Origin of the sequence: Micromonospora sp. NPDC049047, assembly GCF_040649135.1 — a bacterium.
Taxonomy (GTDB): Bacteria; Actinomycetota; Actinomycetes; order Mycobacteriales; family Micromonosporaceae; genus Micromonospora.
Genome location: NZ_JBEZEY010000009.1, coordinates 111,887 through 127,198, shown reverse-complemented (window position 1 = coordinate 127,198; position 15,312 = coordinate 111,887). Strand labels below are relative to the sequence as shown.

Below are 15,312 nucleotides of genomic sequence, written 5' to 3'. Positions count from 1 at the left end.
CCCCCCTCGTTCCGGACGGGCGTGGCCGGCCCGGCCCTGCGGCCGGGCCCGCCCCGTCGTCGCGTCAGCTGCTGGCCGCGAGCTTGCCGTCGACCATCTCGTAGACGGTGTCACAGTATTGCAGGACGTCGTGGTCGTGAGTGACCATAACCACCGCTACCGACCGCTGCCGGGCCTCGTGGGCCAGCAGCTGCACGATCTCGTGGCTGCGTGCCCGGTCCAGCGCCGCCGTCGGTTCGTCGACAAGCAGCACGCTGGGCTCGGTGACCAGCGCGCGGGCGATCCCGACGCGCTGACGTTCGCCGCCGGACAGCTGGTGGGGGCGGCGGTCGGCCTTGTCCGCCATGCCGACGTCCGCGAGCAGTTCCAGCGGGTCCCGGCCGGACCGCTGCGAGCGAGGCCCCAGCCGCAGGGGCAGCCGCAACTGGTCGACGGCGGTCAACGCCGGCAGCAGGTTGCCCGACTGGAACACGAACCCCACGTGCTGGCGGCGCAACTCGGTGCGCGTCCGGCGACTCGGGACCGTCATGTCCTGACCGGCCACGGTGACGGTGCCGTGGTCGGGCCGGGCCAGCCCGCCGGCGACGGCGAGCAGGCTGGACTTGCCCGCACCGGACGGGCCCACGACCGCGGCGAGTTCACCGGGTCGTACCGTCAGATCGACGTCGTCGAGCGCCTGCACGGTCTCGGCGGCGTTGCCGTGCCGCAGGGACACCGCACGCATCACCAGGCCGAGCCGCTCGGACGCGTCGTCGGCGGGTGTGGTCGAAGCGGTCGGAGCGGGACGGCTGCTCATCGGTTTCCTCCCAGAGCGGTGGCCGGGTCGACAGAGGTGATGCGGATGACCGCCGCGCCGGCGCCGACCAGACCGAGGACGACGAGGCCCACCCCGGCCGCGGAGATGCTCGGCATGCTCAGGGCGAACGGGATACCGCTGCCGGTGATGAGGGCACCGAGTGCGAGCCCGATCCCCACCCCGATGGCGACGGCAGCCGCCAACAGCACGAGTGCCTGGGTCAGCGCGTCCCGCAGCACCCAGCCGGTCGAGGCACCCAGCGCCCGCAGGACGGCCACCTCGGGCTTGCGCTGGATCGCCCACACCGCGAAGAACGCGCCGGCGACCAGCGCCGAGATCGCGTACAGGAATCCCTGGATCAGCCGCAGGGTCGTCGTCTCGGCGGTGTATCCCGGCGAGGCCCCGTAGGACTCCTTCAGGGTCAGGCTCTCGGTGCCGGCCGCGGTGTCCCCGGCGGCCAGGTCGACGGACTTCCCGTCGTCCGCGCGGATCGCCACCGCCGTGATCTCCGTTGCGGCGCGCTGCGGCAGCGCCGTGCCGGGGGCGGTGCCGGACTTGATGGCCTGCCACGCCGCCAGCGGCACGTACGCCACGTCCACGTGACCGAAGGTGTCCTGCTGCTCGGTGACGCCGACCACCCGCAGCCGCGTGCCCAGCCTGTCGATGGTGACCGTGTCGCCCAACTGCAGGCCCGCGTCCAGCGCCGTGGGGCTGACCACGATCCCGTCCTCGGTGCCCAGTCGCTCACCCTTACTGACCGCCGGCGACAGGAAGGAGTCGGACGGCACTCCGAACAGTGCCAGGTCGATCTCGGTTCCCCGGTCGGTACGCGTGTTCACGAGCGTGTTGCCGAACGGTGCCGCGTCGGCCACGCCGGGCTGGGCGGCCCACTCGTCCACCGCCGACAGGTCCACGACGCTGCGGGAGAACGCGGAGTCACGCTGGACGTCGTGCGCGAAGGCGAACGAGGTGACGGGCAGGTTCTGCAGCCCGGACACCCCGTCGCGGACCAGCCCGACCGACAGCCCCGACAGCATCACCATCAGCACGGCGATCAGCGCGATCACCGCGCCCATCAGCGCGAACCGCAGGCGGGCAAAGCTCAGCTCACGAATGGCGAGGAACATCAGCGCCCACCCACGTGGGTTATCGACATCATGTCGACATGTTATCAACATGGTGTTGGTAAAAGCCGGCGTGCTCCGCTGTCGACTCCGCCACAGCGCACGCTGCGCAAACAGCCCCTGGGCGAGCTCATCGCCCGGTAGTGATCAGGCGTCGCCGAAGACGCGGCGGGCGGTCGCGTAGGTGTCCGCCCCGAACAGCACCAGGCGGGCCTCGGTGACGGCGGTCGGGGTGGCCGAGCGCAGCACGGTGAGGGCCTGGCGGACCGCGTCGTCGGCCGGCCAGCCGTAGATGCCGGCGGAGATCAGCGGGAAGGCCACGGTGGTCGCGCCCAGTTCGTCGGCCACCCGCAGGCTGTTGGCGTAGCAGTCGCGCAACAGCGCCGAGCGGTCCTCGGTGCCGGACCAGACCGGCCCGACGGTGTGGATCACCCAGCGGGCCGGCAGCTCGCCGGCAGTCGTCGCCACCGCCTGCCCCGTCGGCAGGCCTCTGCCGTAGCGGGACGCCCGCAGCGCGCGGCACTCCGCCAGGATGGCGGGGCCGCCGCGCCGGTGGATGGCCCCGTCGACACCACCGCCGCCGAGCAGGGACGAGTTCGCCGCGTTCACTATGGCGTCCACGCGCTGGGCGGTGATGTCCCCCTCGACCACTGTGATCTCCACGGTCAGCTCCTCTCGACGGGCCGGCCGGCGGGCGGCGCGGACAGTGGACCGTCGATCGGCTGGCCGAGCGAGCGGCGGGCCAGCAGGGTGGCACCGGCGACCGCCGCCGGCATGATCAGCACTGCGCCGAGCGGAATCAGGAAGCAGAGGAAGACTGCCACCCCGAAGCCGAGCGCGGTGGGCCGGTCGGCCTTCAGGATCGTCCGACGCTGCGGCAGGCGCATCCCACGCCGGTAGAACGGCGCACCGACCAGCTCCACAGCCAGGAACCACCCACCCACGGCCGCCCCGATCACCGGGACGACGGTCTGGCCGACCACCGGGATGAAACCGGCAAGGAAGAGCGGGATGCCGACAAGCGCGGTGAGCGCCACCAGGCGTACGGAGTCGGCGAGGCTGCGGCGCAGCGACGACCAGAACGGCACGTCCACAGCGCCGGGGGTGCCGCCGTAGCGCAGCTCCACCTGCTCGGAGATCTTCTCGTAGAACGGGTCGCCGATGACCAGGGTCACCGCGGTGAAGGTGAGCACCCCGAGCAGCCCGCCGAGCCCCAGGAAGGCCAGCCCGGCGACCACCCGGACCAGGCTGCGGCCGGTCTTCGACCAGTCGTCGGCGAACGGGGTGACAAGCGCGGCGAGGTCGTCCACGAAGTACACGAGGGTGGCGAGCGCGGCCAGGAAGAGCGCGCCGGAGATCAGCGCCGGCACGATGCCGAGCAGCATCAACCCCGGGCTGCGGACGTAGAGACCCAGCCCGCGCAGGAGCAGCCCCGCCCCGGCGAGAAAACGGCCGACGACTCCGGTGACCGGGCTGGCGACTCTGCTGACATCCACGATCGAGCAGCCTATCGACAGGTCGACCGGTCCGCCGGGCGGAGCCCTAGCAGCGACTCCTCGCGTCCACATCAACCGGTTGACGGACGGCGGAGATCCACCGGGATCGCCGAGGTCCGTCGCCGACCGGTCGATTCGCCGCCGGGCCAGCCCGACGACCCTTGAGGGGTACGAAGTCAGCGGCGGCGGAAGGCGGCACGATGCCGGTCATCGAGGTGACCCACCTGAAGAAGCGGTACGGCGACCTGGTGGCGGTGGACGACGTGTCGCTCACCGTGGAGGCCGGGGAGATCTTCGGCGTTCTCGGTCCGAACGGCGCCGGCAAGACCACCACAGTGGAGTGTGTCGCCGGGCTGCGCGTCCCCGACGGGGGCGGGGTGTCGGTCCTCGGGCTCGACCCGCGCCGGGACGCGACCCAGCTCCGGCAGCGGGTCGGGGTGCAGCTCCAGGAGAGCCAACTGCCCGACCGGCTCCGGGTCGCCGAGGCCCTGGAGTTGTACGCCTCGTTCTACCGCAACCCGGCCGACCCGGCCGCGTTGATCGACAAGCTGGGCCTGGGCGAGAAGCGGAACACCGCGTACAAGAAGCTCTCCGGTGGGCAGAAGCAGCGGCTCTCCATCGCGCTGGCCCTGGTCGGCAACCCGGAGATCGCCATCCTCGACGAGCTGACCACCGGGCTGGACCCGCAGGCCCGCAGGGACACCTGGGGTCTCATCGAACAGGTCCGGGACAGCGGAGTGACGATCGTGCTGGTCACCCACTTCATGGAGGAGGCCGAACGCCTCTGCGACCGGGTCGCGGTGATCGACCGGGGCCGGGTGGTCGCGCTGGACACCCCGACAGGCCTGGTGTCGTCGGTGGCTCCCGAGCAGCGGATCCGGTTCCGGCCGTCGGTGCCGGTGGACGACCGGCTCCTCACCGATCTGCCCGAGGTCTCGGCCGTGCAGCGCACGGGCAGCCAGGTGGTGGTGACCGGCACCGGTGACCTGCTGCACGCAGTCACCTCGGTGCTCGCCCGCCACCAGATCATCGCGGCGGACCTGCGGCTGGAGCAGTCCACCCTCGACGACGCCTTCGTCGAGCTGACCGGGCACCGGCCCGTCGACTGAAAAGGGGCAAGCATGCACGCCTTCCGTCAGATCCTGAGGATCGAGGCGCGGCTCTACCTGCGGGACCTACCGACGCTGCTCACCATCGTCGGGCTGCCCACAATGATCCTGGTGGTGCTCGGGTTGATCCCCTCGCTCCGCGAGCCGGATCCGAACTTCGACGGGCAGAACTTCGTCAACTACTTCGCCCCGTCGCTGTTGGTGGTCACCCTGGCCATGGTGGGGGTGAACACGATGCCCATGGCGCTGGCGACCTACCGCGAACGCGGCGTGCTGCGTCGGCTGGCGACCACTCCTGCGCACCCGGGCGCTCTGCTCGCCGCCCAACTGGTGGTGGCCCTGGCCGCGATCCTGGCCAGCGCGCTGCTGCTCATCGTCGTCGGCCGCTTGGCGTTCGGGGTGCCACTCCCGGAGCACCCGCTCGGCTTCGTCCTGGCCTTCGTCCTCGGCACGGCGGCTCTGCTGGCGCTCGGGCTGCTGGTCGCCGCCGTGGCCCGGACGACGAAGGCGGCTCAGGCCCTGGCCGTGCCACTGTTCCTGCTCACCATGTTCTTCGGCGGGGTCTACCTGCCCCGGTTCCTGCTTCCGGACGCCGTGGCGAGGATCGGCGACTACACGCCGCCCGGGGTGCAGGCGCTCCTCGACGCCTGGACCGGCCCCTCGCCGCAGCCGCTGCACCTGGCGATAATGGCGGTGATCGCCGTGGCGGCCGGTGCTGGCGCGGCGAAACTGTTCCGCTGGGAGTGAGCGGGGATTCGATGACCAGCAACGGTGGGTACGACCGGCTGGCCAGCTGGCGAAAACGTGAGGCGAACGTCTATCGCGTGTTTCCCTACGGCGGGCTGGCTCTGGGCACCCTGCTGGCCCTCGTCGCACCGGCGCCCGGCAGCCCGGGGGCGGTGCTCACCGTCGCCGTCGCCGTGGCTGCCGGCTGCTGGGTCGCCTGGTTCGTCACAGTGCACCCCGACTGGCAGAGCCGGCGCAGGCTGATGGCGGTCTACTACCCCGGGCTGCTCACGTTCGCGGCCGCGCTGGTGGTCGTCAGCCCGTGGTACGGCTTCTTCGCCTGGATCGGTTACATCCACGCCTTCCCGGTGCTACCCCGGCGTTGGCGGGTCGCCGGAATGGTCACCACGGCCACCCTCGTCGCCACCTCTCAGGGCGGCGGTCTGCCCGTGGTGCTGTCGCACTGGCCACTCTGGCTGGTGCTGGTGCTCTTCAACCTGCTGGTGGCCGGCTCGGTGAGCTGGTTCGCGATGATGGCCGAGCAGGAGGACGCCAAACGCCGACGACTGATGGCGGAACTCGGCGAGGCCAACCGTCAACTCACCGAGACGGTCCGGGAGAACGCCGGGCTGCACGCCCAACTACTCACCCAGGCACGGGAGGCAGGTGTTCTGGACGAGCGCCAACGGATGGCGCGGGAGATCCACGACACCCTGGCCCAGGGGTTGACCGGGATCATCACGCAACTGGAGGCGGCCGAGCAGACCCGCGACCGCTCCGCCGACTGGCGCCGGCACGTCGACAACGCGCTCGCGCTGGCCCGGGAGAGCCTCACCGAGGCCCGCCGCTCGGTGCGGGCGATCCGCCCGGAGCCGCTGGAGACGGCCCGACTGCCGGACGCGCTCGTCGAGCTGGGCGGGCGCTGGGCGGCCCTGCACGGGGTACGGGCCGACGTCGCCACCACCGGTACGCCCCGCCCCCTGCACCCGGAGGTCGAAGTGACACTGCTGCGGGCCGCCCAGGAGGCACTGGCCAACGTGGCCCGGCACGCCGCCGCGTCACGGGTCGGACTGACCCTGTCGTACATGACGGACGTGGTCACCCTCGACGTCCGCGACGACGGAACGGGCTTCGACATCACCGGGCAGCCGGCGTCCCGCGAGCCGGGCAGCGGGTACGGGCTGACCGCGATGCGGCAGCGCGTGACCCGGGTCGGTGGCGAGTTGGCAGTCGAGTCCGAGCCGGGCAGCGGCACCGCCATCTCGGCGTCCGTCCCCGCGCTGCCCGGAGGTGCCGGTTGACCGCCCCGATCCGGCTGCTGATCGTCGACGACCATCCGGTGGTACGCGACGGGTTGCGGGGCATGTTCACCGGCGACCCGGGATTCGAGGTGGTCGGTGAGGCGGCCGACGGCTCGGAGGCGTTGACCCTGGTCGCGACGGTGCGGCCGGATGTGGTGCTGATGGACCTGCGGATGCCCGGCATGGACGGGGTGACAGCCATCGGCAGGTTGGCCCGTTCCGGGAGCACCGCCCGGGTGCTGGTGCTCACCACCTACGACACGGACGCGGACGTGCTGCCGGCGATCGAGGCCGGCGCCACCGGCTACCTGCTCAAGGACACGCCCCGCGAGGATCTGGTCCGCGCGGTGAGGGCCGCCGCCCGGGGTGAGTCGGTGCTCGCGCCGAGCGTCGCCGGCCGGCTGATGGTTCGGCTGCGCGCTCCCGCTGAAGAGCCGCTCAGCCAGCGTGAGCTGGAGGTGCTCACCCTGGTTGCCCGCGGTGCCTCCAATCGGGAGGCGGCGGCCCGGCTGTTCATCAGCGAGGCCACCGTCAAGACACATCTGCTGCACCTGTACGCCAAGCTCGGGGTCAACGACCGGGCCGCCGCGGTGGCCACCGCGTACGACAGAGGGTTGCTGACCCCCGGCGGGCAGTGAGCGGGGGCCGGGCAGGATGGGCTGGTGCGCGCGTGCCGACTGATCTCGTTGCTGTTGCTGTTGCAGTCGCGCGGGTCGATGACAGCTACCGAGCTGGCCCGGGAGCTTGAGGTTTCCGAGCGGACGGTCTACCGGGACGTCCTGGCCCTCTCCGCCGCCGGGGTGCCGGTCTACGCCGACCGGGGCCGGGCCGGCGGTTACCGGCTGCTCGGCGGCTACCGCACCCGACTGACCGGGCTGACCCGCGACGAGGCGGAGGCGCTGTTCCTCAGCGGACTGCCCGGACCGGCCGGCGAGATGGGTCTCGCCGACGCGGTCGCGTCCGCCGAGCTGAAGGTGCTCGCCGCGCTGCCACCCGCGCTGCGCGACGCACCGGCCCGGACCGGGCAGCGGTTCCACCTGGACGTACCGGGCTGGTTCCGGGAGACCGCGCCACCGCGCTGGCTGCCCGAGCTGGCCCGGGCGGTGTGGGCAGACCGGGTGGTGACGTTGCGCTACCGACGCGGAGACCGGGAGGTGAGCCGCCGGATCCAGCCGTACGGGCTGGTCCTCAAGAGCGGGGTCTGGTATCTGGTCGGCCGGGTCGGCGACGAGGCGCGCACCTACCGGGTGGACCGGGTCACCGGGGTCGAGGTGGATGCGGAGCAGTTCGACCGCGACGAGGGCTTCGACCTGGCCGGGCACTGGCGGAAGCAGGCCGGGTCGTTCCTGCGGACCATGCTGCGGGCCGAGGTCGCCGTCCGGCTCAGCCCCGCCGGCCTGCGCCGGCTCCGGCACCTGGTCGACGCCCCCTTCGTGTACGACGAACTGGTCGCCGCCGCCAGCGAACCCGACGGGCAGGGCTGGGTGAAGGCGCGGCTGCCCGTCGAGTCGGTCCAGGTGGCGTACCACCAACTGCTGGGGCTCGGCCCCGAGGTGGAGATCCTCGATCCACCCGAGCTGCGGCAGTTGTTCGCGGCGAGCGCCGACCGGCTCGCCGCGCTCTACCGGTAGCCGGTCACGTCCGCCGGTTTGCCCGCGTCGACCACGTCGGTGATGTAGCGGAAACCCTCCGGTTGGCTGCCGTCCAGGTCGGTGAAGCCGTACACCTTCGACAGCGTGCCGGCGTCGACGGACCTGCCGTTCCAGCGGGCCTTCTCCTCGTCGGCGGCGAGCGCGGCCACCGCGCGGCCGACGAAGGCAGGGGTCTCCGAGATGAGGAAGTTGGGGTCGGTGGCAGCGCCGTCGCGCCAGTTCTCCTCGGTCACGCCGAAGTGTTCGAGCATCGCCTCGGAACGGATCCAGCCGGGGGTCAGCGCCACCGCCGTGCCGCCGTGCGGTGTCAGCTCGTGCGCCTGGGAGAACGCGAGCCGGTTCACCGAGACCTTGGCCAGGTCGTAGAAGACCGACAGCCGGTAGTTCTCGTCGTTGTACGCCTTGGTGCCGTCGCCCATCTCCACCACCAGGCCACCGGGCTTGCGGATCAGCAGCGGCAGGGCGAAGTGGCTGGTGATGATGTGCGTGTCGACGGCCAGCCGCAGGGTGCGGAAGCCGGCGTCCAGCGGCTGCTCCCAGACCGGCTTGTGCCAGGTGACAAGCGGGTCGCCGCCCCAGATGTCGTTGACCAGCACGTCGAGGTGGCCCTGCTCGGCGTCGATCCGGGCGACCAGGTCGCGGACCTGCTCGGGCACCAGGTGGTCGACCTGCACGGCGATGCCGGTGCCGCCGGCCGCGCTTACCAGCTCGGCGGTCTCCTCGATGGTTTCCGGTCGGTCCATCTCGGAGCGGCCGGCCCGGGTGCTGCGACCGGTGGCGTAGACAGTGGCACCGGCCGCGCCGAGCTGAACGGCGATCTGCCGTCCGGCACCACGGGTGGCACCGGCGACGAGCGCGATCTTTCCGGTTAGCTGTTGCGTCATGCCTGCGACGTTGTCAGGAATACCTGACAACCGACGTCCGAATTCGTTACCCGACCTAATCCACGAGTCGGACCCGGACCCGGCGGTTGGCCCGGCCCTTGCTCTCCACCTTGACCACCTGCACCTTGCCGATCTGGGCGGTGGACGCGACGTGGGTCCCGCCGTCGGCCTGCACGTCCAGCCCGACGATGTCGACGATCCGGACCTCCTGCTCGTCCGGCGGAATGAGGTTGGACTGGGTACGGATGATGTCCGGCAGGGCCAGCGCCTCGGTGCGCGGCAGCACCCGCGTGGCGACCGACCGGTCGGCGGCCACCTCGGCGTTGACCAGCTCCTCGATCCGGCTCTTGAAGTCCGGGGGCACCTCGGGAAGGTTGAAGTCCATCCGAGCCTCACCCGGTTCCATGTTGCCGCCGGTGACCAGCGCGCCGAAGTCGCGGAACACCACACCGCAGAGCACGTGCAACCCGGAGTGGGTACGCATCAGTCGGGTGCGGCGCTCGTCCTCGAGCGCGCCGACGACCTCGCTGCCGGCCGGTGGCAACGGGTCACCCTCGGCGGGGATCAGGTAGAGGTCGTCGCCCTTGCGGGTGCCGACGATCCGGGTCTGCACGCCCTGCCACAGCAGCACCCCGTGGTCCGGTGGCTGGCCGCCGCCGCCCGGGTAGAACGCCGAGCGGTCCAGGACGATGCCCTGCTCGGGGTCGGCGTGCAGGACCGTGCAGGTCCACTCGCGCAGGGTCGGGTCGGCGAGGTCGAGCCGATGCGTGCGGCCATGTTGTGTGACGCCCATGACAGCGCAGATTACTCGTTGAGGAAGCCGGCGATGCGGTCCCGCAGGTCGGCGCGTTCCGTCCAGAGGACGCCGGGCCGGTCGTACACGTGCAGGGTGGCCTGGGGCAGGGCGGTGGCGAGCCGCTCGGCGACCTCGACCGGATGCAGGTCGTCGCCCGCGCAGCCGATGACAAGCGCTGGCGCGGTCACCGCCGCCAGGTCGCCGAGCTGGACCAGCGACGTCTGATCCGCCAGGGTGGCGAGGCCCTCGGCCAGGCCGTCGCGCAGCAGTTGGTCGAGCCGCTGCCGCAGGTACGCCCAGCCGGCCGGGGTGTTGCGCACCGCCGCGGGCAGCTCCAGCGCGACGACGTCGGCGACCGCCGAGGCCTCCCCGCTCTGCACCGCCTCCAGCAGCTCCGTGATCCGTCCGTGGGCGGCCGGCCCGCGCGGCTCGTCGAGCACCGCCGGCAGGAAGAAGACAAGCTTCTCGAAACGCTCCGGACTCTCCGCGAGCAGCCGGCAGAGGGCACCGGCGCCGAGGCTCGCGCCGAATGCCCGGCTGGCCCCGCCGAGGTCCGCTATCGCGCGCAGATCCCGGGCCAGGTCCAGGTAGGTCCACGGCCCGTCCGGGGCATCGGACCGACCGTGCCCACGGAACTGGAAGAACACCTTGCGGCCGGTCACCCCACTGCCGAACGGTCGGGTGGTGGCGATGCCGTTGCCCAGCCCGTGCGCGAAGACGGTGACCGGGTCACCGATGCCGGTGACCAGCCGTTCCAGCCGTACGCCGTGCGGGGTGGTTACCAGCTCGGTCTCCGGCTCCGGCAACGCCGGTCGGCCGGTGCGTGGTCCGCCCGGGCCGGGACCCCAGGTGCGGGGGCCACTGTCCGGTGGGGGTGGCCAGCGAAAACCTCTCACCAGAACCCTTTGCCGTCGCTCAGGTCGCGCAGCCCGACCCGAACGTCGAGGAGGTAGATCAGACCAGCGGCGATGCCGATCAGGCCGAAGAGGCTGATCGGGCCGAAGCCGAGCAGGGTCAACAGGAGGCAGACGGCGAGGATCGCGATCCAGCCACCCTTGGGCAGCGTCCCGATGGCGGGGAAGGCGTCGGAGCGCTGCGTGATCGCGTGCACCAGGGCGACGCCCTGGACGATCAGCGCGAAGACGAGCAGGATCAGCTGGATCACTTCACGGACGGCGAAGGCGAAGATCGGCGCGGCGTTGGCCATGCCGGCAAGCTTATGTCGAGGACCCCGGCTTCGTCCGACAAGGACGCCGCCGGGGTCGTCGACCTGGCGAACTACTCGGCCGCCGGGCGGGTCCGCTTGGTGCCGCCGGGGAGCTTCGCCGACGGGGTCGCGGCCGGCTTGGTGGCCTTCGGCGCCCGGGTGGCCTTCTTGACGGCGGCCGGCTTGGCCTCGGCGATCTCGGCCACGGCGGCCGGGGTCGGCACCTCGGCCGGGGTCTTCGCCGGGGCGTCGGTAACGGGTGCCACGGCCTCGGTCGCCTCGATGTCGGAGTTGACCGTCTCGGCGGCCTCCAGCACGCCGGCACCGACGACCCGCTCGCCACGGGCGACAAGTGCACCGTACGCGGCGTAGGCCCGCTCCTGGGCGGCCTGCGCGCCCGCGTACACCATCATGGCGTTGCGGGTCGCGGCGGCGCGCAGCTTGTCGAGGTCGGCGGCCTCGCGCAGCTTGGCCACGTCGGCCGACTCGCGGAGCTTGGCCAGGTCCAGTTCGGCCTGGGCCCGCTCGCGCAGCGTCCCGGCGGTCTCGTTCGCGGTACGCAGCGTCTCGGTGGCCTTCTGCCGCAACTCGAAGCCGGTGAGCACGGCCCGGCCGCCCAGGTCGGCGACGACCCGGGTGCCGAGGACGCCGACCACTGCCGGCAGCTTGCGCAGGTGCTCGATGGCCAACTCGCCGGCGCCGGCGGCGGCGTAGATCGGGGCGGGGATGCGGTTGGTCTTCGGCTCGCTCATGAGGTCTCCTCCTCGGCCACCGTGGCGGCCTCACGGGCCGCCGGACCGGCGGCCTTCTTCTCGGGGGTGCTGGTGCTGCCCGGGGCGGGGGCGGTGCCCGCCTCGGTGACGGCGACCGACTCGAGTACGGCTTCGGTCGGGGTGCCGGCCGGGGTGGTGGGGCCGGTGGCGGCCAGGTTGGCCACGTCGGCGGGCTGGTCGGCGACGTCGGTCGGGGTGGTCGTCGCTCCGGTCGCTCCGGTGCCCTCGGCGCTGGCCTGGGCCTCGGCCAGCCGGGTGTTCTCCCGGCGGAACGTCTCGTAGATCTGGCTGAGCGACTGCTTCTGGGCCATCGTCAGGTCGGTGTCCACCGCGATGGCGGCCAGCACGCCGTGGCCCTCCTTGTCGTCGAGCAGCCCGGCACGCAGGTACATCGCCGGGGTGGAGACCCGCAGCGCGCTCGCCAGTTGCTGAAGCACCTCGGCGCTCGGCTTGCGCAGGCCGCGTTCGACCTGGCTGAGGTACGGGTTGCTGACCCCCGCCTGCTCGGCGAGCTGCCGCAGCGAGATCTTGGCGTTGTGCCGCAGATCGCGGATGAACCCGCCGACGTCGGGAAGGTCCTTGGGTGTGGCCATGACAGCGACGCTAACCGGTCGCGCTAACTCTTGCAAGCAAAACGCTAGCCACAGTTAGCAAGGTCTCAACGTCCGTTTGCACACCGCTTCGCCGATCCGTACGGTCCGTTCGTGCACAAGATCACAGTCAATGGAGCAAGCATCGCGTACGACGAGGCCGGCACCGGCTCGCCGGTCGTACTGCTGCACGCCGGTATCGCCGACCGACGGATGTGGCGGGGACAGTTGCCGGCGCTCGCCACCCGGCACCGGGTGATCGTGCCGGACCTTCGCGGCTACGGAGACTCGGAACTGCCGCCGAGCCCGTTCGCGCACCACGACGACGTGGCCGGACTGCTGGACGCGCTCGACCTGCCCCGGGCCGCCCTGGTCGGCTGCTCCTTCGGTGGGTCGGTCGCCATCGACACCGCGCTGGCCCACCCCGACCGGGTGAGCGCGCTCGCGCTGTTCGACACCGCCGTCTCCGGCAACGAGTGGTCCGAGGAGGCGAACGACCTCTGGGACAACCTGGTCGGCGAGGTCGACCCCGACGACTTCGTCGCCGGAGCGGCAGGCGAGGTGCGGTTCTGGGTGGTCGGCCCGGCCCGCCAGCCGGCAGACGTCGCCCCCGAGCTGATCGCGTTCGCCCAGGAGATGGACCAGCGGGCCCTCGCCGCCGAACTGGCGCTCGGCGCGGTCGAGGTGGGTGAACTGACGCCGCCGGCCATCGGTCGTCTCGGCGAGCTGACGGTGCCGGTCCTGGTCACCGCCGGCGCCGCGGACGTGCCGGACATCAGGCGGCTCGCCGACCGGATCGCCGCCGAGGCACCCCACGGGGTACGGCTACCCGACGTGCCGGACGCTGGCCACCTGCTGCCGCTGGAGCGCCCCGAGCCGGTGAACGCCGCCCTGCTCGACTTCCTGAGCTGACCGCGCGGCGCGGTGCTGTGCTTCTGCGGCGCTGACCGGCGGACCGTTTGTGTCACCAGAGCGGACGGACCGCGCCGACCGGGACGCCACCGCCGAAGAGCGGCACCTCGGCGTACTCGGTAAGCACCGGGGCGTCCACGCCGAGCCGGCGCAGCGCGGAGACCAGCACCGGCATCCGGGCGCGGTCGGCGCCGTCGTCGATCTTCAGTGCGACCGCGCCGACGCCCGGCAGGGCCACCGCGATCACACCCTCGGCACCGACCTTGGCCAGCAGGCCCGGGACACCACGCATGAGCCGGGTGTCGTCGGCCTGGGTGCCGCCGACGATCTCCGGGTACCCGCGCATGGCATCGGCCACGGCGCGGGGCACCGAGCCGGGCTCGGCGTCGACCAGCCGGAGGAACGCCCCGGCCAGACCGGTGAGCGACACGGCGAGCACCGGGGCGCCGCAGCCGTCCACGCCCACCGCCGCCGCCGGCTCACCCGTGAACTCCTCGATGGCCGCCCGCAGCCGCTGCTGCAACGGGTGCTCCGGCCGCCAGTAACCATCGCGCGGCCAACCGGCGGCCGCGCAGGTGAGCAGCATCCCGCTGTGCTTGCCGGAGCAGTTCATCTGCACCCTGCTCGGCCCGCCACCGGCGCGCAGCACCGCCTCCCGGGCCGCCACGCCCGCCGGCAGGTCGGGTGGGCAGTGCAACGCTTCCGCGTCCAACCCGGCCCGCTCCAGCAGCGCACCGACCCGGGCCAGGTGGAAATCCTCACCCGCGTGGCTCGCCGACACCAGAGCCAGGTCAGCCGGATCGTCGAGCGTCAGACCGGCGCGCAGCATCCCGATCGCCTGCATCGGTTTGCTCGCCGAACGGGGAAAGACCGGCGACGTCACGTCCCCGGCGGACGCCACCGGCAGCCCGGCGGCGTCGAGCACGACCACCGAGCCCCGGTGTACGCCCTCCACGAACCCGGACCGGACCACCTCGGCGAGTGGCGCGCCACCCTCGTACGTCTTCGTCACGCGCTGGACGGTACCGACGGTCCCGGGGTGCCCGTCGGCGGGGTGACCAGGTGGTACTCCGCGCGGGTGACAGGAGCGCTGGACCCGGCCGGCCTTACAACCCGAGCAACTCGCGAGCCTCGGTGGTGGTGAGCGGCGGGCGCTGCGCGAGCTGGGCGAAACCCACGGCGCGGGCGACCAGTTGCATGTTGGACTCCACCGGGCGACCCTTCGCGTACGTCACTGTGTCTTCCATGCCGACCCGCAGGTGCCCGCCCGTCGACAGCGCGGCAAGCAGCACCGGCAGGGTGCTGCGGCCGACGCCGGTGGCCGAGAAGGTGGTGCCCTCGGGCAGGTCGCGCAGCATCCGGTGGGCGGCGACGAGCGTCTCGGTGGTGCCCGGCATGCCGCCCGGCACGCCCATCACGAAGTCGACGTGCACGTGCCCGCCGGCCGGCAGCCCGTACTTGCCGAGCAGTCGCTGCAACGCGGACAGGTGGCCGAGGTCGAAGATCTCGTACTCCGGCACGATCCCGCGCTCCTGCATCCGGGTGTGCAGGTCGACGATGAACTCCCAGCGGTTGAGGAAGACGTCGTCGCCGAAGTTGACGGTGCCCATGGTGCAGGAGGCCATGTCCGGCCGGGCGTCGAGCACGGCGAGCCGGGCCGCCTCCGGGTCGGTCACCGCGCCGCCGGAGGAGAGCTGCACGATCAGGTCCGTGCTGTCCCGCAGCGCCGCCACAGTGTCGGCCAGCCGCACCGGGTCGAGGGTCGGCCGGGCCTCGTCGTCCCGGATGTGGACGTGGATCACGGCGGCGCCGAGCGCCTCGCACTCCTTGGCCGTGAGCAGCAACTCGTCGAGGGTCACCGGCAGCGCCGGTACCTCCGCCTTGGCCGACTCCGCGCCGGTCGGAGCCACCGTGATCAACGTCCCTGTCGTCATGCCGGCGATCCT

At 72.2% G+C, this 15,312-nt stretch carries 18 protein-coding genes; 6 read left to right on the top strand and 12 right to left on the bottom strand.

Translation table 11 applies throughout. The features are described 5' to 3' along the window. Positions 1–64: 64 nt before the first annotated feature. The 4 genes from AB0B86_RS16745 to AB0B86_RS16730 all read right to left on the bottom strand — a co-directional run bounded on the left by AB0B86_RS16745 (position 65) and on the right by AB0B86_RS16730 (position 3,416). On the bottom strand, positions 65–796 hold the full coding sequence (locus tag AB0B86_RS16745) for an ABC transporter ATP-binding protein (protein WP_357406753.1): 732 nt from the start codon (positions 794–796) through the stop codon (positions 65–67). After that, the gene (locus tag AB0B86_RS16740; RefSeq protein ID WP_357406755.1) at positions 793–1,923 is read right to left on the bottom strand and encodes an ABC transporter permease; all 1,131 of its coding nucleotides are present in this window, start codon (positions 1,921–1,923) and stop codon (positions 793–795) included. The genes AB0B86_RS16745 and AB0B86_RS16740 overlap by 4 nt, the downstream gene beginning before the upstream one ends. A gap of 144 nt (positions 1,924–2,067) precedes the next feature. Continuing rightward, positions 2,068–2,583: an O-acetyl-ADP-ribose deacetylase gene (locus AB0B86_RS16735; RefSeq protein WP_357406757.1), complete on the bottom strand. Its 516-nt coding sequence runs from the start codon at positions 2,581–2,583 to the stop codon at positions 2,068–2,070. A 2-nt stretch (positions 2,584–2,585) separates the two neighbouring features. Next, complete coding sequence (locus AB0B86_RS16730; RefSeq protein ID WP_357406759.1) at positions 2,586–3,416, bottom strand: EI24 domain-containing protein; 831 nt, start codon at positions 3,414–3,416, stop codon at positions 2,586–2,588. A gap of 200 nt (positions 3,417–3,616) precedes the next feature. On the opposite strand from AB0B86_RS16730, the gene AB0B86_RS16725 reads away from it, so the two are divergent. Genes AB0B86_RS16725 through AB0B86_RS16705 form a run of 5 tightly spaced genes read left to right on the top strand, consistent with a single transcriptional unit; the run spans position 3,617 to position 8,183 of the window. Continuing rightward, the gene (locus AB0B86_RS16725; RefSeq protein ID WP_357412876.1) at positions 3,617–4,525 is read left to right on the top strand and encodes an ABC transporter ATP-binding protein; all 909 of its coding nucleotides are present in this window, start codon (positions 3,617–3,619) and stop codon (positions 4,523–4,525) included. 12 nt (positions 4,526–4,537) lie between these two features. Beyond that, complete coding sequence (locus AB0B86_RS16720; protein WP_357412875.1) at positions 4,538–5,272, top strand: ABC transporter permease; 735 nt, start codon at positions 4,538–4,540, stop codon at positions 5,270–5,272. 11 nt (positions 5,273–5,283) lie between these two features. Next, positions 5,284–6,552, top strand: coding sequence for a sensor histidine kinase (locus AB0B86_RS16715; RefSeq protein WP_357412873.1), 1,269 nt, complete (start codon positions 5,284–5,286; stop codon positions 6,550–6,552). After that, positions 6,549–7,190, top strand: a complete 642-nt coding sequence (locus AB0B86_RS16710) for a response regulator transcription factor (protein WP_357412871.1) — start codon at positions 6,549–6,551, stop codon at positions 7,188–7,190. The genes AB0B86_RS16715 and AB0B86_RS16710 overlap by 4 nt, the downstream gene beginning before the upstream one ends. A 24-nt stretch (positions 7,191–7,214) precedes the next feature. Then, positions 7,215–8,183: a YafY family protein gene (locus AB0B86_RS16705; protein ID WP_357418486.1), complete on the top strand. Its 969-nt coding sequence runs from the start codon at positions 7,215–7,217 to the stop codon at positions 8,181–8,183. Here the strand turns inward: AB0B86_RS16705 and AB0B86_RS16700 are convergent. The 6 genes from AB0B86_RS16700 to AB0B86_RS16675 all read right to left on the bottom strand — a co-directional run bounded on the left by AB0B86_RS16700 (position 8,174) and on the right by AB0B86_RS16675 (position 12,457). After that, the gene (locus tag AB0B86_RS16700) at positions 8,174–9,088 is read right to left on the bottom strand and encodes an SDR family oxidoreductase (protein ID WP_357418484.1); all 915 of its coding nucleotides are present in this window, start codon (positions 9,086–9,088) and stop codon (positions 8,174–8,176) included. The genes AB0B86_RS16705 and AB0B86_RS16700 overlap by 10 nt on opposite strands. 55 nt (positions 9,089–9,143) lie before the next feature. Continuing rightward, positions 9,144–9,881 carry an alanyl-tRNA editing protein gene (locus AB0B86_RS16695; RefSeq protein WP_357412864.1) on the bottom strand — a complete coding sequence of 246 codons (738 nt, stop codon included), beginning with the start codon at positions 9,879–9,881 and terminating at the stop codon, positions 9,144–9,146. A gap of 11 nt (positions 9,882–9,892) precedes the next feature. Further along, positions 9,893–10,780, bottom strand: coding sequence for an alpha/beta hydrolase (locus tag AB0B86_RS16690; RefSeq protein WP_357412862.1), 888 nt, complete (start codon positions 10,778–10,780; stop codon positions 9,893–9,895). Then, entirely contained in the window at positions 10,777–11,091 is a 315-nt protein-coding gene (locus AB0B86_RS16685) for a DUF2516 family protein (RefSeq protein WP_357412860.1), read from the bottom strand. The genes AB0B86_RS16690 and AB0B86_RS16685 overlap by 4 nt, the downstream gene beginning before the upstream one ends. A 71-nt stretch (positions 11,092–11,162) precedes the next feature. Beyond that, positions 11,163–11,843, bottom strand: coding sequence for a hypothetical protein (locus tag AB0B86_RS16680; protein ID WP_357412858.1), 681 nt, complete (start codon positions 11,841–11,843; stop codon positions 11,163–11,165). Beyond that, the gene (locus AB0B86_RS16675; protein ID WP_357412856.1) at positions 11,840–12,457 is read right to left on the bottom strand and encodes a helix-turn-helix transcriptional regulator; all 618 of its coding nucleotides are present in this window, start codon (positions 12,455–12,457) and stop codon (positions 11,840–11,842) included. The genes AB0B86_RS16680 and AB0B86_RS16675 overlap by 4 nt, the downstream gene beginning before the upstream one ends. A 111-nt stretch (positions 12,458–12,568) precedes the next feature. On the opposite strand from AB0B86_RS16675, the gene AB0B86_RS16670 reads away from it, so the two are divergent. Further along, on the top strand, positions 12,569–13,366 hold the full coding sequence (locus tag AB0B86_RS16670; protein WP_357412854.1) for an alpha/beta hydrolase: 798 nt from the start codon (positions 12,569–12,571) through the stop codon (positions 13,364–13,366). A gap of 52 nt (positions 13,367–13,418) precedes the next feature. On the opposite strand, the gene AB0B86_RS16665 is transcribed toward AB0B86_RS16670, so the two are convergent. Together AB0B86_RS16665 and AB0B86_RS16660 are read right to left on the bottom strand one after the other, a co-directional pair. After that, positions 13,419–14,378 (bottom strand): asparaginase, encoded by a 960-nt coding sequence (locus tag AB0B86_RS16665; protein WP_357412852.1) that lies wholly within the window; start codon positions 14,376–14,378, stop codon positions 13,419–13,421. Between the two features lie 94 nt (positions 14,379–14,472). Beyond that, positions 14,473–15,300: a 3-keto-5-aminohexanoate cleavage protein gene (locus AB0B86_RS16660; protein ID WP_357412851.1), complete on the bottom strand. Its 828-nt coding sequence runs from the start codon at positions 15,298–15,300 to the stop codon at positions 14,473–14,475. Positions 15,301–15,312 lie beyond the last annotated feature (12 nt).